The 16,732-nt window shown below is 64.2% G+C and carries 15 protein-coding genes; 2 read left to right on the top strand and 13 right to left on the bottom strand.

Features of this window, described 5'->3' with window-relative positions:
* The first annotated feature begins 156 nt into the window (after positions 1 to 156).
* Complete coding sequence (gene clpS / locus ACLRDN_RS06810) at positions 157 to 471, top strand: ATP-dependent Clp protease adapter ClpS (RefSeq protein ID WP_034330154.1); 315 nt, start codon at positions 157 to 159, stop codon at positions 469 to 471.
* The gene (gene clpA, locus ACLRDN_RS06815) at positions 468 to 2,771 is read left to right on the top strand and encodes an ATP-dependent Clp protease ATP-binding subunit ClpA (RefSeq protein ID WP_276840522.1); all 2,304 of its coding nucleotides are present in this window, start codon (positions 468 to 470) and stop codon (positions 2,769 to 2,771) included. The genes clpS and clpA overlap by 4 nt, the downstream gene beginning before the upstream one ends.
* A gap of 145 nt (positions 2,772 to 2,916) precedes the next feature.
* Here clpA and ACLRDN_RS06820 read toward each other — a convergent pair whose 3' ends face one another.
* The 13 genes from ACLRDN_RS06820 to ACLRDN_RS06880 form a co-directional block, all read right to left on the bottom strand.
* The gene (locus tag ACLRDN_RS06820; RefSeq protein ID WP_413459525.1) at positions 2,917 to 4,008 is read right to left on the bottom strand and encodes a M48 family metalloprotease; all 1,092 of its coding nucleotides are present in this window, start codon (positions 4,006 to 4,008) and stop codon (positions 2,917 to 2,919) included.
* A gap of 11 nt (positions 4,009 to 4,019) precedes the next feature.
* On the bottom strand, positions 4,020 to 4,469 hold the full coding sequence (dut, locus tag ACLRDN_RS06825) for a dUTP diphosphatase (RefSeq protein WP_034330145.1): 450 nt from the start codon (positions 4,467 to 4,469) through the stop codon (positions 4,020 to 4,022).
* A 76-nt stretch (positions 4,470 to 4,545) separates the two neighbouring features.
* Complete coding sequence (gene coaBC / locus ACLRDN_RS06830; RefSeq protein ID WP_413459526.1) at positions 4,546 to 5,742, bottom strand: bifunctional phosphopantothenoylcysteine decarboxylase/phosphopantothenate--cysteine ligase CoaBC; 1,197 nt, start codon at positions 5,740 to 5,742, stop codon at positions 4,546 to 4,548.
* Positions 5,743 to 5,805: 63 nt separating this feature from the next.
* Positions 5,806 to 6,321, bottom strand: coding sequence for a signal peptidase II (gene lspA / locus ACLRDN_RS06835; protein ID WP_413459527.1), 516 nt, complete (start codon positions 6,319 to 6,321; stop codon positions 5,806 to 5,808).
* Between the two features lie 74 nt (positions 6,322 to 6,395).
* A complete protein-coding gene (ileS, locus tag ACLRDN_RS06840) occupies positions 6,396 to 9,290 on the bottom strand; it encodes an isoleucine--tRNA ligase (protein ID WP_413459528.1) in 2,895 nt (964 codons plus the stop codon).
* Between the two features lie 136 nt (positions 9,291 to 9,426).
* On the bottom strand, positions 9,427 to 10,404 hold the full coding sequence (locus tag ACLRDN_RS06845; protein WP_413459529.1) for a bifunctional riboflavin kinase/FAD synthetase: 978 nt from the start codon (positions 10,402 to 10,404) through the stop codon (positions 9,427 to 9,429).
* A gap of 184 nt (positions 10,405 to 10,588) precedes the next feature.
* On the bottom strand, positions 10,589 to 11,290 hold the full coding sequence (locus ACLRDN_RS06850) for a GntR family transcriptional regulator (RefSeq protein WP_413459530.1): 702 nt from the start codon (positions 11,288 to 11,290) through the stop codon (positions 10,589 to 10,591).
* Between the two features lie 34 nt (positions 11,291 to 11,324).
* Positions 11,325 to 11,702 carry an oxalurate catabolism protein HpxZ gene (gene hpxZ / locus ACLRDN_RS06855; RefSeq protein WP_145606463.1) on the bottom strand — a complete coding sequence of 126 codons (378 nt, stop codon included), beginning with the start codon at positions 11,700 to 11,702 and terminating at the stop codon, positions 11,325 to 11,327.
* Complete coding sequence (locus ACLRDN_RS06860; RefSeq protein ID WP_413459531.1) at positions 11,699 to 12,382, bottom strand: cysteine hydrolase family protein; 684 nt, start codon at positions 12,380 to 12,382, stop codon at positions 11,699 to 11,701. The genes hpxZ and ACLRDN_RS06860 overlap by 4 nt, the downstream gene beginning before the upstream one ends.
* A complete protein-coding gene (locus ACLRDN_RS06865) occupies positions 12,379 to 13,947 on the bottom strand; it encodes an ABC transporter ATP-binding protein (RefSeq protein ID WP_413459532.1) in 1,569 nt (522 codons plus the stop codon). The genes ACLRDN_RS06860 and ACLRDN_RS06865 overlap by 4 nt, the downstream gene beginning before the upstream one ends.
* Position 13,948: 1 nt before the next feature.
* A complete protein-coding gene (locus ACLRDN_RS06870) occupies positions 13,949 to 14,644 on the bottom strand; it encodes a cysteine hydrolase family protein (protein ID WP_252696915.1) in 696 nt (231 codons plus the stop codon).
* Between the two features lie 24 nt (positions 14,645 to 14,668).
* Positions 14,669 to 15,589, bottom strand: a complete 921-nt coding sequence (locus tag ACLRDN_RS06875) for an ABC transporter permease (RefSeq protein ID WP_413459533.1) — start codon at positions 15,587 to 15,589, stop codon at positions 14,669 to 14,671.
* On the bottom strand, positions 15,582 to 16,730 hold the full coding sequence (locus ACLRDN_RS06880; RefSeq protein ID WP_413459534.1) for an ABC transporter permease: 1,149 nt from the start codon (positions 16,728 to 16,730) through the stop codon (positions 15,582 to 15,584). Before ACLRDN_RS06880 ends, ACLRDN_RS06875 begins: the two co-directional genes overlap by 8 nt.
* Positions 16,731 to 16,732: the final 2 nt, after the last annotated feature.

The raw sequence follows: 16,732 nt of genomic DNA on the forward strand, positions 1-16,732 counted from the left end.
CGCTTTGTGGCCCTGTTTGAACGATGGGGAAAGAAACCCTTGATTTAGGATAAATCATCGTCATCTGCGCAAGGTCCGGAAAACAAGTAATATCTATCTCATCTAGAGGTTACGTGATCATTGTGCGTTGCACAGCTTTGATGGTCGAATAAACGCATGGCAACCAAGCACGAAAATGATGGCGGTACAGTCCTGGAACGGCAGGAGGCAAAACTCAAGCCGCCCCCGATGTACCAGGTTTTATTGTTGAACGATGACTATACGCCGATGGAATTCGTCGTCGCAGTCATCCAGCAGTACTTCAACAAGGACCGTGAAACCGCGACGCAGATCATGCTCAAGGTTCACCGCGATGGGAAGGGAATGTGTGGTGTGTATCCCAAAGATATCGCATCCACAAAAGTGGAACTCGTTTTAACCCACGCTCGAAAAGCAGGGCATCCCCTGCAATGCGTGATGGAGGAAGCATGATTGCGCAGGAACTCGAAGTCAGTTTGCACATGGCCTTTGTCGAAGCAAGACAATCGCGTCATGAATTCATTACCGTGGAACACTTGCTGCTCGCGCTGCTGGACAATCCTTCGGCGGCCGAAGTGCTGCGCGCCTGCTCGGTGAACATTGATGATCTGCGCAAGACGCTGACCAATTTCATCACCGACAACACGCCCACGGTTCCCGGCACCAATGAGGTGGATACCCAGCCCACGCTGGGCTTCCAGCGCGTGATCCAGCGCGCCATCATGCACGTGCAGTCGGCCTCCAACGGCAAGAAGGAAGTCACCGGTGCCAACGTGCTGGTGGCCATCTTCGGCGAGAAGGATTCGCACGCGGTCTACTACCTGCACCAGCAGGGCGTGACCCGTCTGGACGTGGTCAACTTCATCTCGCACGGTGTGCGCAAGGATCAGCAGGCTGATCCGCAGAAGGCCCCGGAAGGCGCGGAAGACGTGCAAGCCGAAGGCCAGCAGAAGGAAAGCCCGCTGGACCAGTTCACCCAGAACCTGAACAAGGCGGCCGCCGAAGGCAAGATCGATCCGCTGATCGGCCGCGATTCCGAGGTCGAGCGCGTCATTCAGACCCTGTGCCGCCGCCGCAAGAACAATCCGCTGCTGGTGGGCGAAGCCGGTGTCGGCAAGACCGCCATCGCCGAAGGCCTGGCCTGGCGCGTGACGCAAGGCGACGTGCCCGAGATCCTCAAGAATGCCGTCGTCTATTCGCTGGACATGGGCGCGCTGCTGGCCGGTACCAAGTACCGTGGCGACTTTGAACAGCGTCTGAAGGCGGTGTTGAAGCAATTGAAGGATAGCCCCAACGGCATCCTCTTCATTGACGAAATCCACACCATCATCGGTGCGGGTTCGGCGTCGGGCGGCACTCTGGATGCGTCCAACCTGTTGAAGCCTGCGCTCTCGAGCGGCCAGTTGAAGTGCATCGGTGCGACCACCTACACCGAATTCCGTGGCGTCTTCGAGAAGGACCACGCGCTGTCGCGTCGCTTCCAGAAGATCGATGTGAACGAACCGACCGTGGAGCAGACCGTGCAGATCCTGCGCGGCCTGAAGTCCAAGTTCGAGGAACACCACGGCGTGAAGTATTCTGCTTCGGCCCTGACCTCGGCAGCCGAACTGGCGGCGCGCTTCATCAATGACCGTCACCTGCCCGACAAGGCCATCGACGTGATCGACGAAGCCGGTGCCGCCCAGCGCATCCTGCCCAAGTCCAAGCAGAAGAAGACCATCGGCAAGCCGGAAATCGAGGAAATCATTTCCAAGATCGCCCGCATCCCGCCGCAGTCCGTGAACCAGGATGATCGCGCCAAGCTGCAGACCATCGACCGCGACCTGAAGAACGTGGTGTTCGGCCAGGATCCGGCCATTGAAGCACTGGCTTCGGCCATCAAGATGGCGCGTGCCGGCCTGGGCAAGACCGACAAGCCGATCGGCTCCTTCCTGTTCTCCGGTCCGACCGGCGTGGGCAAGACCGAAGTGGCCAAGCAGCTGGCCTTCATCCTCGGCATCGAGCTGGTACGGTTCGACATGTCCGAATACATGGAGCGCCATGCCGTGAGCCGCCTGATCGGCGCGCCACCGGGCTATGTCGGTTTCGACCAGGGCGGCCTCTTGACCGAAGCCGTGAACAAAAAGCCGCACGCCGTGCTGCTGCTGGATGAAATCGAAAAGGCGCACCCTGACATCTTCAACATTCTGTTGCAGGTGATGGATCATGGCACGCTGACCGACAACAACGGCCGCAAGACCGACTTCCGCAACGTGATCATCATCATGACCACCAACGCGGGGGCCGAGAGCCTGCAGAAGCGCACCATCGGCTTCACCGAGAAGAAGGAAGCCGGCGACGAAATGGCGGACATCAAGCGCATGTTCACCCCGGAGTTCCGCAACCGTCTGGATGCTATCATCAGCTTCCGCCCGCTGGACGAGGAAATCATCCTGCGTGTGGTCGACAAGTTCCTTATGCAACTGGAAGAGCAGCTGCACGAAAAGAAGGTGGAAGCCGTCTTCTCGGACAACCTGCGCAAGTTCCTGGGCAAGAAGGGCTTCGATCCCTTGATGGGGGCACGTCCGATGTCGCGCCTGATCCAGGACCTGATCCGCAAGGCGCTGGCCGACGAGCTGCTGTTCGGCAAGCTGGTCAGCGGTGGCCGCGTGACGGTGGAGATGGACGACAAGGACCAGATCAAGCTGGACTTCCCCGAGGGCGACGATTCGTCCCCGCCGGAAGAGCCGCAAGAGAAGCTCGAAGTCGAATAAGCCGCATCAGGCAAGCCATCAAGGCCACGTCGGGAAACCGGCGTGGCCTTTTCGTTTTGCAGCTTGCTTCACTTTCATTACGCAAACAAAAACGGCGCGATTTTCACCGCGCCGTCTTCACGTCCAATACTTCATCTCACCACTTTTACGGCACCAGCGGCTTGCCCGCCTCCTGCTTGGCCTTCACGATCTGGGTGACCTTGTCGATCATCGAGAGGCGATAAGCGGTAGCCGGATGCAGCGCCGTGTAGCCGTTGGGCACGCTGGCCGGATACTGGTCGGCCAGGCGCTTCCAGAACGCCGGCACGTTGTCGATGCTGTAGCCGGCGCGCGCCAGCAGGTACAGCGAGAGCGTGTCGGCAGCCGCATCCAGGTCTTGCGGATAGACGCGGATGCCGGCAGTACCGGCCGTGGTGGTTGGGTCCGGATGCGGCAGCAGCAGGTTGTCGATCACTTCGGCAATTGTCGAGACCATGCGCTGGCGGATGGCGTGGCCGAGGATGTTGTGCGCCATGTCCTTGGCGATCAGGTAGGCCAGTTCATCATCGGACTGGGTGAACTTGAGCATGCCGCGGGTGATGAGCACGCGGCGGCCATCGGCATAGGTGTTGACGTTGTCGGCATTGCCCAGCTCGATGCTGAAGGCGCAGGCAAAGGTCAGCGGCACATTGACGGTGGTGTTCTGGCCGTTGCGCTGTACGCCCAGCGCAATGGGGGCCTTCTTGACCACCAGCGGGCTCAGCAGCACGGCCGCTTGGCGTTCGGCATCGGTGCCTTGCGGCATCGGCTTGCCGGCCACGGCCGTGAGGAAGTCGCCACGCTGGATGCCGGCCTGGGCCGCACCGCTGCCGGGCAGCACGCCGGTGACCTGCAGGCGGTCGTCGTAGCCCAGGCTACGCGCGGTTTCTGCATATTCGATGGGGAAGGAATAACGGTTCTTGGCGGTAAAGCCCAGCAGGTTGCGGGCATTGCCACGGCAGAGCTGGGCGTTGCTGGTCAAGAGCGGCGCAGCAACGCGGTAGAGCCGGTCCTGCTGCGCGATCAGTTCGCGCAATTGTGCCTGCTGGGGATTGTCGGCCACCGGACGCGGGGTCTGGGCCGTCGTGGTCACCGGCTTGGAGGGCGTAGTGGTGACCGGACCGGGTTCCTGGGTGGCGCAGGCGGCCAGGAAGGCCAGCGGCGCCAGGACGGCGAGGGTTTTCAGTTTCTGCCACCGGGGCAGGGGGGATACGAGCATGCGGTTCTCCATCAGTGTTTGCCTGTGCTGCCGAAACCACCGGCGCCGCGTTCGCTGCTGTCGAATTCATCCACCACGTTGAAGCCGACCTGCAGTACCGGCACGATCACCAGCTGCGCCAGGCGTTCCATGGGGTTTAGGACAAACTCGGTACTGCCGCGGTTCCACGTCGAGATCATCAACTGGCCCTGGTAATCCGAATCGATCAGCCCGACCAGGTTGCCCAGCACGATGCCATGCTTGTGGCCCATGCCGCTGCGCGGCAGGATCACGGCCGCGTAATTCGGGTCAGCCAGGTGGATCGCCAGGCCGGTCGGGATCAGGTGCGTGGAACCCGGCGCCAGGGTCAGCGGCGCATCGATGCAGGCCCGCAGGTCCAGGCCGGCGCTACCAGGGGTGGCGTAGGCGGGCAGCTGGTCTTTCATGCGGGGGTCGAGGATCTTGATGTCGATGGTCTTCATGATGCGTAATCGGATTCAAATACAAACGTACGGAAACGTACAAAAGACACGGCCCGCAGAGGCGGGCCGTGCACCGTCAGGCTGCCATGCGGCGCGCGATCTCGCGCACCAGCTGGCGGGCCAGGGTCTGCTTGTCCGCACGGGGCAGGGCGCTGTGGCCCTGGGCGTCGAACAGCATGAGCGCGTTGTCATCGCGGCCAAAGGTCTGGTGGCCGATATTGCCGACCAACAGCGGAATGTTCTTGCGGATGCGCTTGGCCGCGCCGTATTGCTCCAGGTTCTCCGATTCGGCCGCAAAGCCCACGCAATAGGGACGCTGGGGCAGGGCGGCGACGGTCGCCAGGATGTCGGGGTTCTGGACAAACTCCAGCTGCGGGGTGTCGTGTTCGTCCTGTTTCTTCAGTTTCTGTTCGCTGGCATTGGCCACGCGCCAATCAGCGACGGCCGCAACGGCGACGAACAGGTCTTTTTCCTTCACATGGGCTAACACCGCCTCATGCATCTGCAGGGCTGTCTGCACGTCCACGCGCTGCACGCCATAAGGGGTCTCCAGCGCCGTCGGGCCGGAGACCAGGGTGACTTCTGCGCCCGCTTCGCGCGCAGCACGCGCAATCGCATAGCCCATCTTGCCGGAAGACAGATTGGTGATGCCGCGCACCGGGTCGATCGGTTCGAAGGTCGGCCCGGCCGTGAGCAGCACGCGGCGGCCCGCCAGCAGCTTGGGCTGGAAGGCCGCGACGATTTCTTCCAGCAATTGCGCCGGCTCCAGCATGCGGCCTTCGCCGACCTCGCCACAGGCTTGCGCGCCCGCATCCGGGCCCAGCAGCAGGATGCCGTCTTCGCGGATCTGGCGCACGTTGCGCTGGGTGGCCGGGTTCTGCCACATCTCCACGTTCATGGCCGGGGCCACCATCAGCGGTACCCGCGCCGGACGTGCCACGCACAAGGTCGAGAGCAGGTCGTCGCAATGCCCGTGGGCCAGCTTGGCGATAAAGTCTGTGGAGCAGGGCACGATGACGACCGCATCGGCATCGCGGGTGAGATTGATGTGCGGCATGTTGTTGTCCATGCGCGCATCCCATTGGTCGGTATAGACCGGGTTGCCGGTCAGCGCCTGCATGGTGACGGCGGTCATGAAGTGCGTGGCCGCCTCGGTCATCACCACGTGCACCGTGGCACCGGCGCGGCCCAGTTCGCGCGCCAGCATGGCGGCCTTGTAGCAGGCCACGCCGCCGGTCAGGCCCAATACGATTTTCTTGCCAGCCAGATCCATTGTTTGCTCCCGGAATGCGGCGTACCGCAGGCGTGTTCAGACTTGCGGACGTGCGGACTTGCCTTACTTCTTGGAGACGCGGCGCAGTTCGTCCACGACGAACAATACCGCACCCACGCAGATCGCACTATCGGCCAGGTTGAAGGCCGGCCAGTGCCAGTTGCCGACGTAGACGTCGAGGAAGTCGATCACGTGGCCATACACGACGCGGTCGATCACGTTGCCGATCGCGCCACCCAGGATCAGCGCCAGGGCCCAGCAGAACATGCGCTGGCCGGGATGCTTGCGCAGCAGGTGGATGATGAACACCGCCGCACCGATGCCGATGGCGGTGAAGAGATAACGCTGCCAGCCACCGCTGGCGGCCAGGAAACTGAAGGCTGCGCCCTTGTTGTAGACCAGCACCAGGTTGAAGAAACCGGTCACCGGCACCGACTCGCCATAGTGGAACAGTTTCAGGATGGTGATCTTGGAGAGCTGGTCCAGCAGCAGCACGATGGTGGCGATGCCCAGCCAGGGCAGCAGCCCTTGGGTGGTGGACGAAGAACCGGAAGAGGAGGAGCGCTTTTTGGTTGCCATGGATGTTCTTGTTGGAGTGGACGGCCCGCTGCAATCAAGTGCAGCGGGCCGCTAGCAAGGCCGTCCCGCCCGGATCAGGCGAAGCGACGCTGTTCGCCCTGGCCGAACAGGTTGCTGTAGCAGCGACCGCACAGGCCCGGATGATCGGCATGAGACCCGACATCGGCGCGATAGTGCCAGCAACGTTCACATTTCTGATGCGCCGACGGCGTGACCACCACCGCTTCCTCTTCCACCGTAGCCATCGGGGTGACGCGGGCAGCGGAGGTGATGAGGACGAACTTGAGGTCATCGCCCAGGCTTTCCAGCAAGGCTGCCTTGTCGCCGGTGACCTTCAGTTCCACCTCGGCCTGCAGGGAAGAACCGATGCTGCCGGCGATACGCACTTCTTCCAGCTGCTTGGTGACCGCTGCGCGCACTTCGTGCAACACCGCGAACTTGTCCAGCAGGGCAGCGCTATCGGCCACTTCCGGCAGGGCGTAATAGACCTGCGAGAAGATGGTTTCGCCGCTGGCCTCGAAGGCGTCCTTGCCGGCGAAGAAGCGCCAGGCTTCTTCGGCGGTGAAGGACAGGATCGGTGCCATCAGGCGCAACAGCGACTGCGTGATGTGCCACACCGCAGTCTGGGCCGAGCGGCGTGCGGCCGACTCCACGCCGCTGGTGTAGAGGCGGTCCTTCAGGATGTCCAGGTAGAAGCCGCCCAGGTCTTCCGAGCAGTACATCTGCAGCTTGGCCACCACCGGGTGGAATTCATAGGTCTCGAAGTGTGCCAGCACCTCCGCCTGCAGACGCGCCATGTTGGCGATCGCATAGCGGTCGATTTCCAGCATCTCGGCCACCGGCACGGCGTGTTGTGCCGGGTCGAAGTCGGAGGTGTTGGCCAGCAGGAAGCGCAGGGTGTTGCGGATGCGGCGGTAGGCTTCGACCACGCGTTTGAGGATCTCGTCCGAGATCGACAGCTCGCCCGAGTAGTCGGTCGAGGCCACCCACAGGCGCAGGATTTCCGCGCCCAGCGAGTCCGAGACCTTTTGCGGGGCGACCACGTTGCCCTTGGACTTGGACATCTTCTTGCCCTCGCCATCGACCACGAAGCCGTGCGTGAGCAGGGCCTTGTAGGGCGCGCGGCCATTCAACATCGACGAGGTCAGCAGCGACGAGTGGAACCAGCCGCGATGCTGGTCCGAGCCTTCCAGGTAGAGGTCGGCCGGGAACTGCGACTGCTGTGCGTGCGAGCCGCGCAGCACGGTCTGGTGGGTGGTGCCGGAATCGAACCAGACGTCCAGCGTGTCGCGGTTCTTGAGGTAGTGCTCGGCCTCGTCACCCAGCAATTCCTTGGGATCCAGGGCCTGCCAGGCTTCGATGCCGCTCTTCTCGATGCGTTGGGCGACCTGCTCGATCAGCTCCGGCGTACGCGGATGCAGTTCACCCGTTTCCTTGTGCACGAAGAAGGCCATGGGCACGCCCCACTGGCGCTGGCGCGACAGGGTCCAGTCCGGACGGTTGGCGATCATGCCGTGCAGGCGTGCCTTGCCCCAGCCGGGGAAGAAGGCGGTGTCCTCGATGCCTTGCAGCGCGGTCTGGCGCAGGCTGGGGCCGCCATCCTTGGGCGTGTTGTCCATGCTGGCAAACCACTGCGAGGTGGCGCGATAGACGATGGGGGTCTTGTGGCGCCAGCAGTGCATGTAGCTGTGGTCGAACATGACCAGCTTGAACAGCGAACCCACTTCTTCCAGCTTGCCGCAGATGGGTTTGGAGGCTTCCCAGATGGTCAGGCCGGCAAACAGCGGCAGCCAGGAGGCAAAGCGGCCATCGCCCATGACCGGGTTGAGGATGTCGTCGTCCTTCATCCCGTGCGCCTTGCAGGAGATGAAGTCTTCGATACCGTAGGCCGGTGCCGAGTGCACGATACCGGTACCGCTGTCGGCGGTCACGTATTCACCCAGGTAGATCGGCGACAGGCGGTCGTAGCCGGCATCGGCCTTGGCCAGCGGATGATGGAAGCGGATCAGCGACAGCTTCTCGCCGGTGGTGGTGGCGATGATCTTGCCTTCCAGGCCGAAGCGCTGCAGGCAGGACTCCACCAGCTCCTTGGCCAGGATCAGCAGGGTGGCTTCACCGTTGCGGCTGGTCTCGACCAGCGCGTATTCGAATTCCGGATGGACGTTCAACGCCTGGTTGGACGGGATGGTCCAGGGCGTGGTGGTCCAGATGACGATGTAGCCGTGGCGGGTCGGCAGGTCGGCCAGGCCGAAGGCGGTGGCGATCTTGTCGTGTTCGGCAAAGGGGAAACCGACATCGATGGCCGGGTCGCGCTTGTCCTGGTATTCCACTTCAGCCTCGGCCAGCGCCGAGCCGCAGTCGAAGCACCAGTTCACGGGCTTGAGGCCACGATAGACGTAACCCTTCTCCAGGATCGTGCCGAGTGCGCGCAGCTCGTCGGCTTCGTTGGAGAAGTTCATGGTCTTGTAGGGGTTGTCCCATTCACCGAGCACGCCCAGGCGGATGAAGTCGGCCTTCTGGCGTTCGATCTGCTCGCCCGCGTAGGCGCGCGCCTTGGCCTGTACTTCGGCCACCGGCAGGTTCTTGCCGAACTGCTTTTCGATCTGGATCTCGATGGGCATGCCGTGGCAATCCCAGCCCGGCACGTATTGGGCGTCGAAGCCGGCCATGTTGCGGGCCTTGACGATCATGTCCTTCAGGATCTTGTTGACGGCGTGGCCGATGTGGATGTCACCGTTGGCATACGGCGGGCCGTCATGCAGGATGAATTTCGGGCGGCCGGCCGAGGCCTTGCGGATGCGCTCGTAGACCTTCTTCTCCTGCCACTCCTTGACCCACTGCGGCTCGCGCTTGGCGAGGTCGCCGCGCATCGGGAAGCCGGTTTCGGTCATGTTGACCGGGTACTTGGAGGGGGCCTTGCCGGCTTTTTCCGGTTTGCCGGGCTTGGCGGAGGATTCGTTGTTGGACATGACAAAGCTTTCGTTGAATGCAGGTTGATTCTGGGGCCCGGCAAGGCGTCACTAGCAGGGCGCGCTGCGGCAGGCAGGATGCAGGATGGGGCGGCTGGACAGCTGCGGGAGCAGGGCTCCGGCAACCGCCCAGCGTTCAAATTCGGTCGGTGGCCGAGACGGCGAAGCCGGCGTTTTCACGGAACCAGGCGCGGGCATTGTCCACGTCACGGGCAATGGCCGTGGTCAGCGTGGGCAGGTCGACATACTTTTCTTCGTCGCGCAGCTTCTTGAGGAATTCCACCCGCACCAGCTTGCCGTAGCAATCGCCCTTGAAATCGAGCAGGTGCGTTTCCAGCAGCACCCGGCCGCTGTCGTCCACCGTCGGGCGTACGCCCAGGCTGGCCACGGCCGGCAAGGGCTGCTCGGCCAGACCGTGCACCTGCACCACGAAGATGCCCGAGAGCGCGGGACGCTTGTGGCCCACGCGCATGTTCAGCGTCGGGAAACCGATGGTGCGCCCCAGTTTCTTGCCGTGCACGACGCGGCCGCTGATGGCGTAGGGATGGCCCAGCAACTGCTGCGACAGGGTGAAATCGCCCTCGGCCAGCGCCGCGCGCACGGCCGAAGAGGAGATGCGCACACCGGCATTGGTCACCGTGGGCAGGGCATGGACCTCGAAGCCATACTGCTTGCCGGCCGCGATCAGGGTATCGAGCGTGCCGGCGCGGCGCGCGCCGAAGCAGAAGTCGTCACCGACCATCAGCCAGCGCACGTGCAGGCCCTGCACCAGGATCTTCTCGATGAAGTCCTGCGGGGAGAGGGCGGCGAAATGGCTGCCGAAATGCTCCACCACCACGCGGTCGATGCCGGAGTTGGAAAGCGCTTCGAGCTTGTCGCGCAGGTTGGCGATACGCGCCGGGGCGCGTTCGGGGGTGCCGGCCAGCTGGGCGAAAAATTCACGCGGATGCGGCTCGAAAGTCATCACCGCCGCGTCCAGCCCCAGTGTGCCGGCGGCCTCGCGCACGCGCGCCAAAAGAGCCTGGTGGCCCAGATGCACGCCGTCGAAATTGCCGATGGTCAGCGCGCACGGGGCGCGCGATTCGGCTGTGGGAAGTCCGCGAAATACCTTCATTGAGCCGCTGGAAAGATGCGCTGTTGCAAAAGCCTTCCATTATAAATGGTTTCGGAGGCTTTCCTTGATTTGGTGGCGGCTTGGCACGGATCAAGCCGCCTGAAGCGGGCATGCAGCGCAATTTTTCATATTTCTCCAGGGAAATATTGGCAAACTTTCACATGAAAGTTTCTTCCCGGCAGCGTCAGCGGGCCAGCGCCGCTTCGGGCTCCTGGAGCTGCCGTGCCTCGGCCAGCATCCAGATGGTGATCTTCCTGACTTCCAGCTTGCTTTGGGTGATATGGGCGCGCAGCAGGATCTGCGCTTCGGTGGCCTTGCGCTTGGAGATGAGCTGCAGGATCTTGCCGTGTTCTTCGTAGGTGGCTTCGATGCGCTTCTTCTTGAGGAAGTCTAGGCGGCGCACGATGCGGATTTTTTCCGTCACCTCGGTATGGACCCGGGTCATCTCCACATTGCCGGCGGCGGCCACCAGGTTGGTGTGGAATGCTTCGTCCAGCTCGGCGACCTTGACGGCATCGGTATGGCGCGCTTCCGGTGCGGCCAGCCAGACGGCGTTCAACTGCTCCAGTTCGGCGGTCGGTTCCTGCTGGCTGCAGAGTTTCTCCAGCGCGGCCATCTCCAGCACGATGCGCAGGTCATAGAGATTGTCGAGACGGTCGAAGTCGATCGGACAGACCTTCCAGCCGCGCCGGAATCCCACTTCCAGATAGCCCTCGCGCTGCAGCCTGAAGAGTGCATCCCGCAAAGGGGTGCGCGAGACGCCCTGGCGCTGGGCCATCTCGGTCTCGGTGAAATTGTCTCCCGGCAGCAGGCGGAAACTGAAGATGTCGTCCTTGATCCGGTGATAGACCTGTTCGGCGAGCGGGTTGGCGACGGTGACGGTCATGGTGCGGGCATTCTGGTTCGAGGGGGCTGCGGACTCATGCCATCAGGCTGACATGGGCGGCGACGATGCGCCAGCCTTCGTCCATGCGCACCCAGGTCTGCATCTGGCGGCCGATACGATCGGACGTATGGTCGGTGAATTCAGTGGAGACCGTAGCATAGTCGCTGCCGAAAGTGGTGACAACGGTGCGATGCAGCTTGCGCGAGGCCGGCACCGGGGTGCAGGTCTTGCGGTACTGGCGGATCGCCTCGCCCCCCAGCAGCACTTCGCCCACCCCGTAGCGCACGGTTTCGGGGGCATACCAGAACCAGCGGTCCAGGGTCGGGATGTCGTTGATGAGCAGGGCGTATTCGTAATCCGTAAAGGCTTGTTCGACCTCGGCCACCACGTGGGGCAGGTTCACTTGCATCATGATGTTTCTCCGGTATAGGCGGCCACGGCGCTGTGCAGCTGCGCCAGCGGCGCGCGCCAGCCGACGATGCCGCCCTGGGCGGTCAGCATCTCCAGCGTGGCGCGATGAAATTCAGGGAAATAACTTGCGCAGGCATCTTCCACCACCAGACATTCATAGCCGCGGTCATTGGCCTCGCGCATCGAGGTCTGCACGCACACTTCCGTGGTGACGCCGGCCACCAGCAGATGGGTGATGCCGCGCTCCTGCAATTGTGCGTGCAGGTCGGTGGCGTAGAAGGCCCCCTTGCCGGGTTTGTCGATGACGATCTCGCCATCGAGGGGCGCCAGTTGCGGCAGGATCTGGTTGCCCGGCTCGCCCCGCACCAGGATGCGGCCCATCGGCCCGACGTCGCCGATACCCAGCGTCGGGTTGCCGCGCAGGCGCTTGGCGCGCGGACAGTCGGAGAGATCCGGCAGGTGCGATTCACGCGTGTGGACCACCAGCATCTGCGCCTGGCGCGCCAGCGCGAGCAGGGTCGCCACGGTCGGCACGATCGCGCCCAGGGGCCGCACATCGTTGCCCAGCGCACTGCCGAAACCGCCTTCTTGCACGAAGTCGCGCTGCATGTCGATGACCACCAGCGCGGTGCTGCGCGGATGGAACTGATAGGGATAGGGGAAGGCGTCGATACGGATCATGCGGCCTCGGCGTGAGTAGGTTGTTCGGAGTGGCCCGCCATCCAGCGGCCCAGGGCGGCGCGGTCCGCACCTTGCGTGGCCACGTCCTGGGCCACGTGTACGATGCGGCCCTCGGTCATCACCAGGATGCGGTCGGACAGTTCCAGCAGTTCGTCCAGGTCTTCGCTCACCAGCAGCACGGCCGCGCCCCGTGCGCGCGCCTGCAGCAGGCGGGCGTGGATGTCGGCCACCGAGGCGAAGTCCAGTCCGAAAACCGGATTGGCGACGATGAGCACGTTGGCCGCGCCTGCATCGCCCTCTTCACCCAGCTCACGCGCCAGCACGGCGCGCTGCACGTTGCCGCCGGAGAGCGTGCCGATGGGGCGTTCCGGTGCGGGCGGCTTGACGTTGAAGGCGGCGATCAGGGATTGCGCCTGGCGCTTCATGGCGCTGCGGTCCACGCGCCAGCCGCTGCGTTTGAAGGGCGCGACATCGAAATTGCGCAGCGCCATGTTCTCGGCCACGCTCATGCCGGCGATACAGGCATTGCGCAAGGGTTCTTCCGGTAACGCGAAGACACGCAGCCGTCGCATTTCCTCGCGGGTGGCGGCATAGGGCGCATCCTCGATGCGGATCTCGCCCAGCAGGTGACGGCGCTGGCCCAGCAGGGCTTCCACCAGTTCCTTCTGGCCATTGCCGGAGATGCCGGCCAGGCCCACGATTTCACCGCGCTTCACCTGCAGCGAGAGGGCCCGGACGGCAGCCACGCCGCGATCGTTGTTGACCGTCAGTTCCTTCACTTCGAGCCCGAAGCGGGCGTTTGCGGGCACGGCAGGCCGCTCCACCTGCGTCTTCTCGGCGCGGGCGTGGCCCATCATCCAGTGCGCCAGGGCATCCGGCGTCGTCTCGGCAACCTGGGCACTGCCGACCAGACGGCCCTTGCGCAGCACCGTCACATCGTCGGCATAGGCGGTCACCTCGTGGAACTTGTGGGTGATCATCAGCACCGTCAGTTCCTGCTGGCGGGTGAGGGCATGCATGAGTCCCAGCACTTCGTCGGCTTCCTGCGGAGTCAGTACCGAGGTCGGTTCATCCAGGATCAGGAAGCGGCGGCGCAGATAGAGTTGCTTCAGGATTTCCAGCTTCTGCTTTTCGCCCGCGGAGAGGCTGCTCACCGCGCGCTCCAGTCCCAGCTTGAAGGGCATGCGCGCCATGAATTCTTCCAGCACGGCGCGTTCGCTGCGCCAGCGGATGCGCCAGGGCAGGTCGCCGCGCGCCAGCAGCAGGTTCTCGGCCACGGTCAGGCTGGGGGCCAGCGTGAAGTGCTGGTAGACCATGCCGATGCCGAGCTGGTTGGGTACGCGCGCACTGCGGATCTCCACCTCGCGGCGGTCGGCCACGATGCTGCCCTGGTCCAGCGGGCTGTAGCCGACCAGGCCCTTGACCAGCGTGCTCTTGCCCGCACCGTTCTCGCCCAGCAGCGCGTGGATGGTGCCGGCGCGGATCTTCAGCGAGACCTCATCGAGCGCGCGAAAGCTGCCGAAGGATTTGCCGGCATTGATGATCTCCAGCTCCAGGGCGTGCATGTCAGGCCCCGATCACATCGATCAGTGCGGCCGCATCGGAGACCGCGCCGAACACGCCACCCTGCATCTTGATCATCGACAGTGCCGCCAGGTGGTTGTTGTGGTCAGTGGCGCCACAGCAATCCGAGAGCATCACGCATTCAAAGCCACGGTCATTGGCTTCGCGCATGGTGGTATGCACGCAGACATCGGTGGTGATGCCGGTGAGCACGATGTTGCGGATGCCGCGCGTGTGCAGGATCATTTCTAGGTCGGTGGCGCAGAAGGAGCCCTTGCCCGGTTTGTCGATGATGATCTCACCGGCCATGGGGGCCAGTTCGGGAATGATTTCCCAGCCCGGTTCGCCGCGCACCAGGATGCGGCCGCAGGGGCCGGCGTCACCGATGCCCACGCCGTTGGTGCCGATCTGGCGCGAACGCCAGCGCTTGTTGGCGGGCAGGTCGGACAGATCGGGGCGATGGCCTTCGCGGGTATGGATGATGGTGTAGCCGCCGGCGCGCATGGCGGCCAGCACTTTCTTGATCGGTTCGATGGGCGCACGCGTGAGCGAGAGGTCATAGCCCATCTTGTCGACGTAGCCGCCGATGCCGCAGAAGTCGGTCTGCATGTCGATGACGATGAGCGCGGTATTGGCCGGGGTCAGGGCACCGTCATAGGGCCAGGGATAGGGTTCGGCCTGGATGTAGCGTTCGGACATGGTTTCTCCTTGGGGCAAGTGGATTTAACGGGTCAGGCTCAGTTCGCCCGGCGCACTCGAGAGCGTGCGGTCAGGCCGGCAGGTGAGGATCATGATCAAGAGAGTGAGCGCATACGGTGCCGCGTTGAAGAGGTAATAGCCGGAGGTCACGCCCACCGCCTGCAAGGCCGGCCCCAGCGCACCGGCAGCACCGAACAGGAGCGCGGCCAGCAGGCAGCGCCACGGCTGCCAGCGCGCGAAGATCACCAGCGCCACGGCCATGAGGCCCTGGCCGCTGGAGAGTCCCTCATTCCAGCTGCCGGGGTAGTAGAGCGACAGGTAGGCGCCGCCGATGGCAGCCAGGAATCCGCCTGCGGCCGTGGCCGCAATGCGCGTGCCGGTGAGGCGGTAACCGAGCGCGCGTGCGGTCTCGGCGTGGTCGCCCACCAGGCGCAAGGCCAGTCCCCAGCGCGTGGCCGACAGGCCCCACTGCAGCACCAGGGCGAGCGCCACGCCGATGAAGAACAGCGCGTTGATCTGCAATGCATGGTGCAGGCGATCATTGCTGCTCCACGCACCCAGATCGATGGAGGGCAGAATCGGTGCCTGCGGCTGGATGAAAGGCTTGCCTAGGAAGAAGGCCAGGCCTGTCCCCAGCAGCATGAGCGCGATGCCGAAGGCGATGTCGTTGACGCGTGGCAGCGAACACACCACGCCGTGCAGCACGCCCAGCAAGAGTCCGGCGCAGCCCGCCGCCAGCACGCCCAGCCAGGCCGAGCCGCTGTAGAAGGAGGCCGCGTAACCGGTCATGGCACCGCAGACCAGGATGCCTTCCAGGCCCAGGTTCACGCGTCCGCCTTTTTCGGTCAGGCATTCGCCCAGGCTGACGAAGAGAAAGGGCGTCCCCACCCGGATGGCGCCCGCGAAGAGGGCCAGCAGCAGGGTCGTGAGATCGATGTCATGCATGGCCGGCCTCCTTGGCGGGGATGACTTGCGCCTGTTGCTGCCAGCGCAGCTTGAGCGCGGACAGGCGCCCGGTAATGGCTTCCCAGGCCAGCAGGTTGCAGAACAGCAGGCCTTGCAAGACCAGCGTGGTGGCGTCGGGCAGGTCCAGCCGCCGCTGCAGCAGGCTGCCGCTGGCTTCCACGCCACCGATGACGAGCGCGCAGACGATGATGGCCAGCGGATTCTGGCGCGCCGCAAAGGCCACCAGGATGCCCGAGAAGCCGTAACCGGCCAGCAGCGCACTGGTGGCGCTGCCCTGCACGGCACTGACTTCGAACATGCCTGCCAGTCCCGCTGCCGCACCACCGAGGGCGCAGGCCGCCAGGATGAGCCGGTTGACCGGCAAGCCCACCAGCCGCGCCGTACGGACGTTGCCGCCGACCACGCCCATGGCGAACCCGGAGACGCTATGGCGCAGGAACACCCAGGCCGCCACGCAGGCCAGCGCACCCCAGGCCAGGCCCCAATGCACTTCCAGTCCCGGCAGCGAACCCACCAGATAAGGATCGGGCAGGGGCAGGGTAGAGGGTTTGTTGAGACTGGCCGGATCGCGCAGCGGCCCTTCCACCAGATGCTTGAAGACGGCCACGGCGAGATAGGACAGCAGCAGGCTGGAGATGGTCTCATTGACCCCGCGCCACTGGCGCAGAGCGCCGCACAGCGCGATCCACAGCCCGCCGGCCAGCATCGCCGCCAGCGCCATGACGGCCAGCATCACCAGCGAAGGCAATGCCGGCAGCAGTTGCGGCATCACCGCCGCCGCCAGTCCGCCCAGCGCCAGTGCACCTTCCCCGCCGATGACGATGAGGCCCACGCGCGCCGGCAAGGCCACGCACAGCGCCGTCAACAGCAGGGGCGCGGCGCGCTGCAGGGTGTTCTGCCAGGCGAACAGGGTGCCGAAGGCGCCCTGGAAGATCAGCAGGCAAGCCTCGCCCGCCGGCTTGCCCTGCACCAGCAGGAACAGCACGAACAGCAGCAGCGTCCCGGCCAGCGCGCACAGCGTGGGCAGGGCCGGCGCGCTGCCGTTGAGCAGCGCCGAGCGCAAGCGGTGCCAGGGCGAGGTGGCGGCAGCCGCCACCCCGGGAGCGGGGAGGGATGTCATGA

It is taken from the genome of Herbaspirillum huttiense (genome assembly GCF_047300815.1).
Classification (GTDB): Bacteria; Pseudomonadota; Gammaproteobacteria; order Burkholderiales; family Burkholderiaceae_D; genus Herbaspirillum; species Herbaspirillum huttiense_A.

Bases quoted from the DNA above. Each gene is read 5' to 3' on its own strand.
- clpS (WP_034330154.1), top strand. From the start codon at position 157: ATGGCAACCAAGCACGAAAATGATGGCGGTACAGTCCTGGAACGGCAG.
- clpA (WP_276840522.1), top strand. From the start codon at position 468: ATGATTGCGCAGGAACTCGAAGTCAGTTTGCACATGGCCTTTGTCGAA.
- ACLRDN_RS06820 (WP_413459525.1), bottom strand. From the start codon at position 4,008: ATGCTCGTATCCCCCCTGCCCCGGTGGCAGAAACTGAAAACCCTCGCC.
- dut (WP_034330145.1), bottom strand. From the start codon at position 4,469: ATGAAGACCATCGACATCAAGATCCTCGACCCCCGCATGAAAGACCAG.
- coaBC (WP_413459526.1), bottom strand. From the start codon at position 5,742: ATGGATCTGGCTGGCAAGAAAATCGTATTGGGCCTGACCGGCGGCGTG.
- lspA (WP_413459527.1), bottom strand. From the start codon at position 6,321: ATGGCAACCAAAAAGCGCTCCTCCTCTTCCGGTTCTTCGTCCACCACC.
- ileS (WP_413459528.1), bottom strand. From the start codon at position 9,290: ATGTCCAACAACGAATCCTCCGCCAAGCCCGGCAAACCGGAAAAAGCC.
- ACLRDN_RS06845 (WP_413459529.1), bottom strand. From the start codon at position 10,404: ATGAAGGTATTTCGCGGACTTCCCACAGCCGAATCGCGCGCCCCGTGC.
- ACLRDN_RS06850 (WP_413459530.1), bottom strand. From the start codon at position 11,290: ATGACCGTCACCGTCGCCAACCCGCTCGCCGAACAGGTCTATCACCGG.
- hpxZ (WP_145606463.1), bottom strand. From the start codon at position 11,702: ATGATGCAAGTGAACCTGCCCCACGTGGTGGCCGAGGTCGAACAAGCC.
- ACLRDN_RS06860 (WP_413459531.1), bottom strand. From the start codon at position 12,382: ATGATCCGTATCGACGCCTTCCCCTATCCCTATCAGTTCCATCCGCGC.
- ACLRDN_RS06865 (WP_413459532.1), bottom strand. From the start codon at position 13,947: ATGCACGCCCTGGAGCTGGAGATCATCAATGCCGGCAAATCCTTCGGC.
- ACLRDN_RS06870 (WP_252696915.1), bottom strand. From the start codon at position 14,644: ATGTCCGAACGCTACATCCAGGCCGAACCCTATCCCTGGCCCTATGAC.
- ACLRDN_RS06875 (WP_413459533.1), bottom strand. From the start codon at position 15,589: ATGCATGACATCGATCTCACGACCCTGCTGCTGGCCCTCTTCGCGGGC.
- ACLRDN_RS06880 (WP_413459534.1), bottom strand. From the start codon at position 16,730: ATGACATCCCTCCCCGCTCCCGGGGTGGCGGCTGCCGCCACCTCGCCC.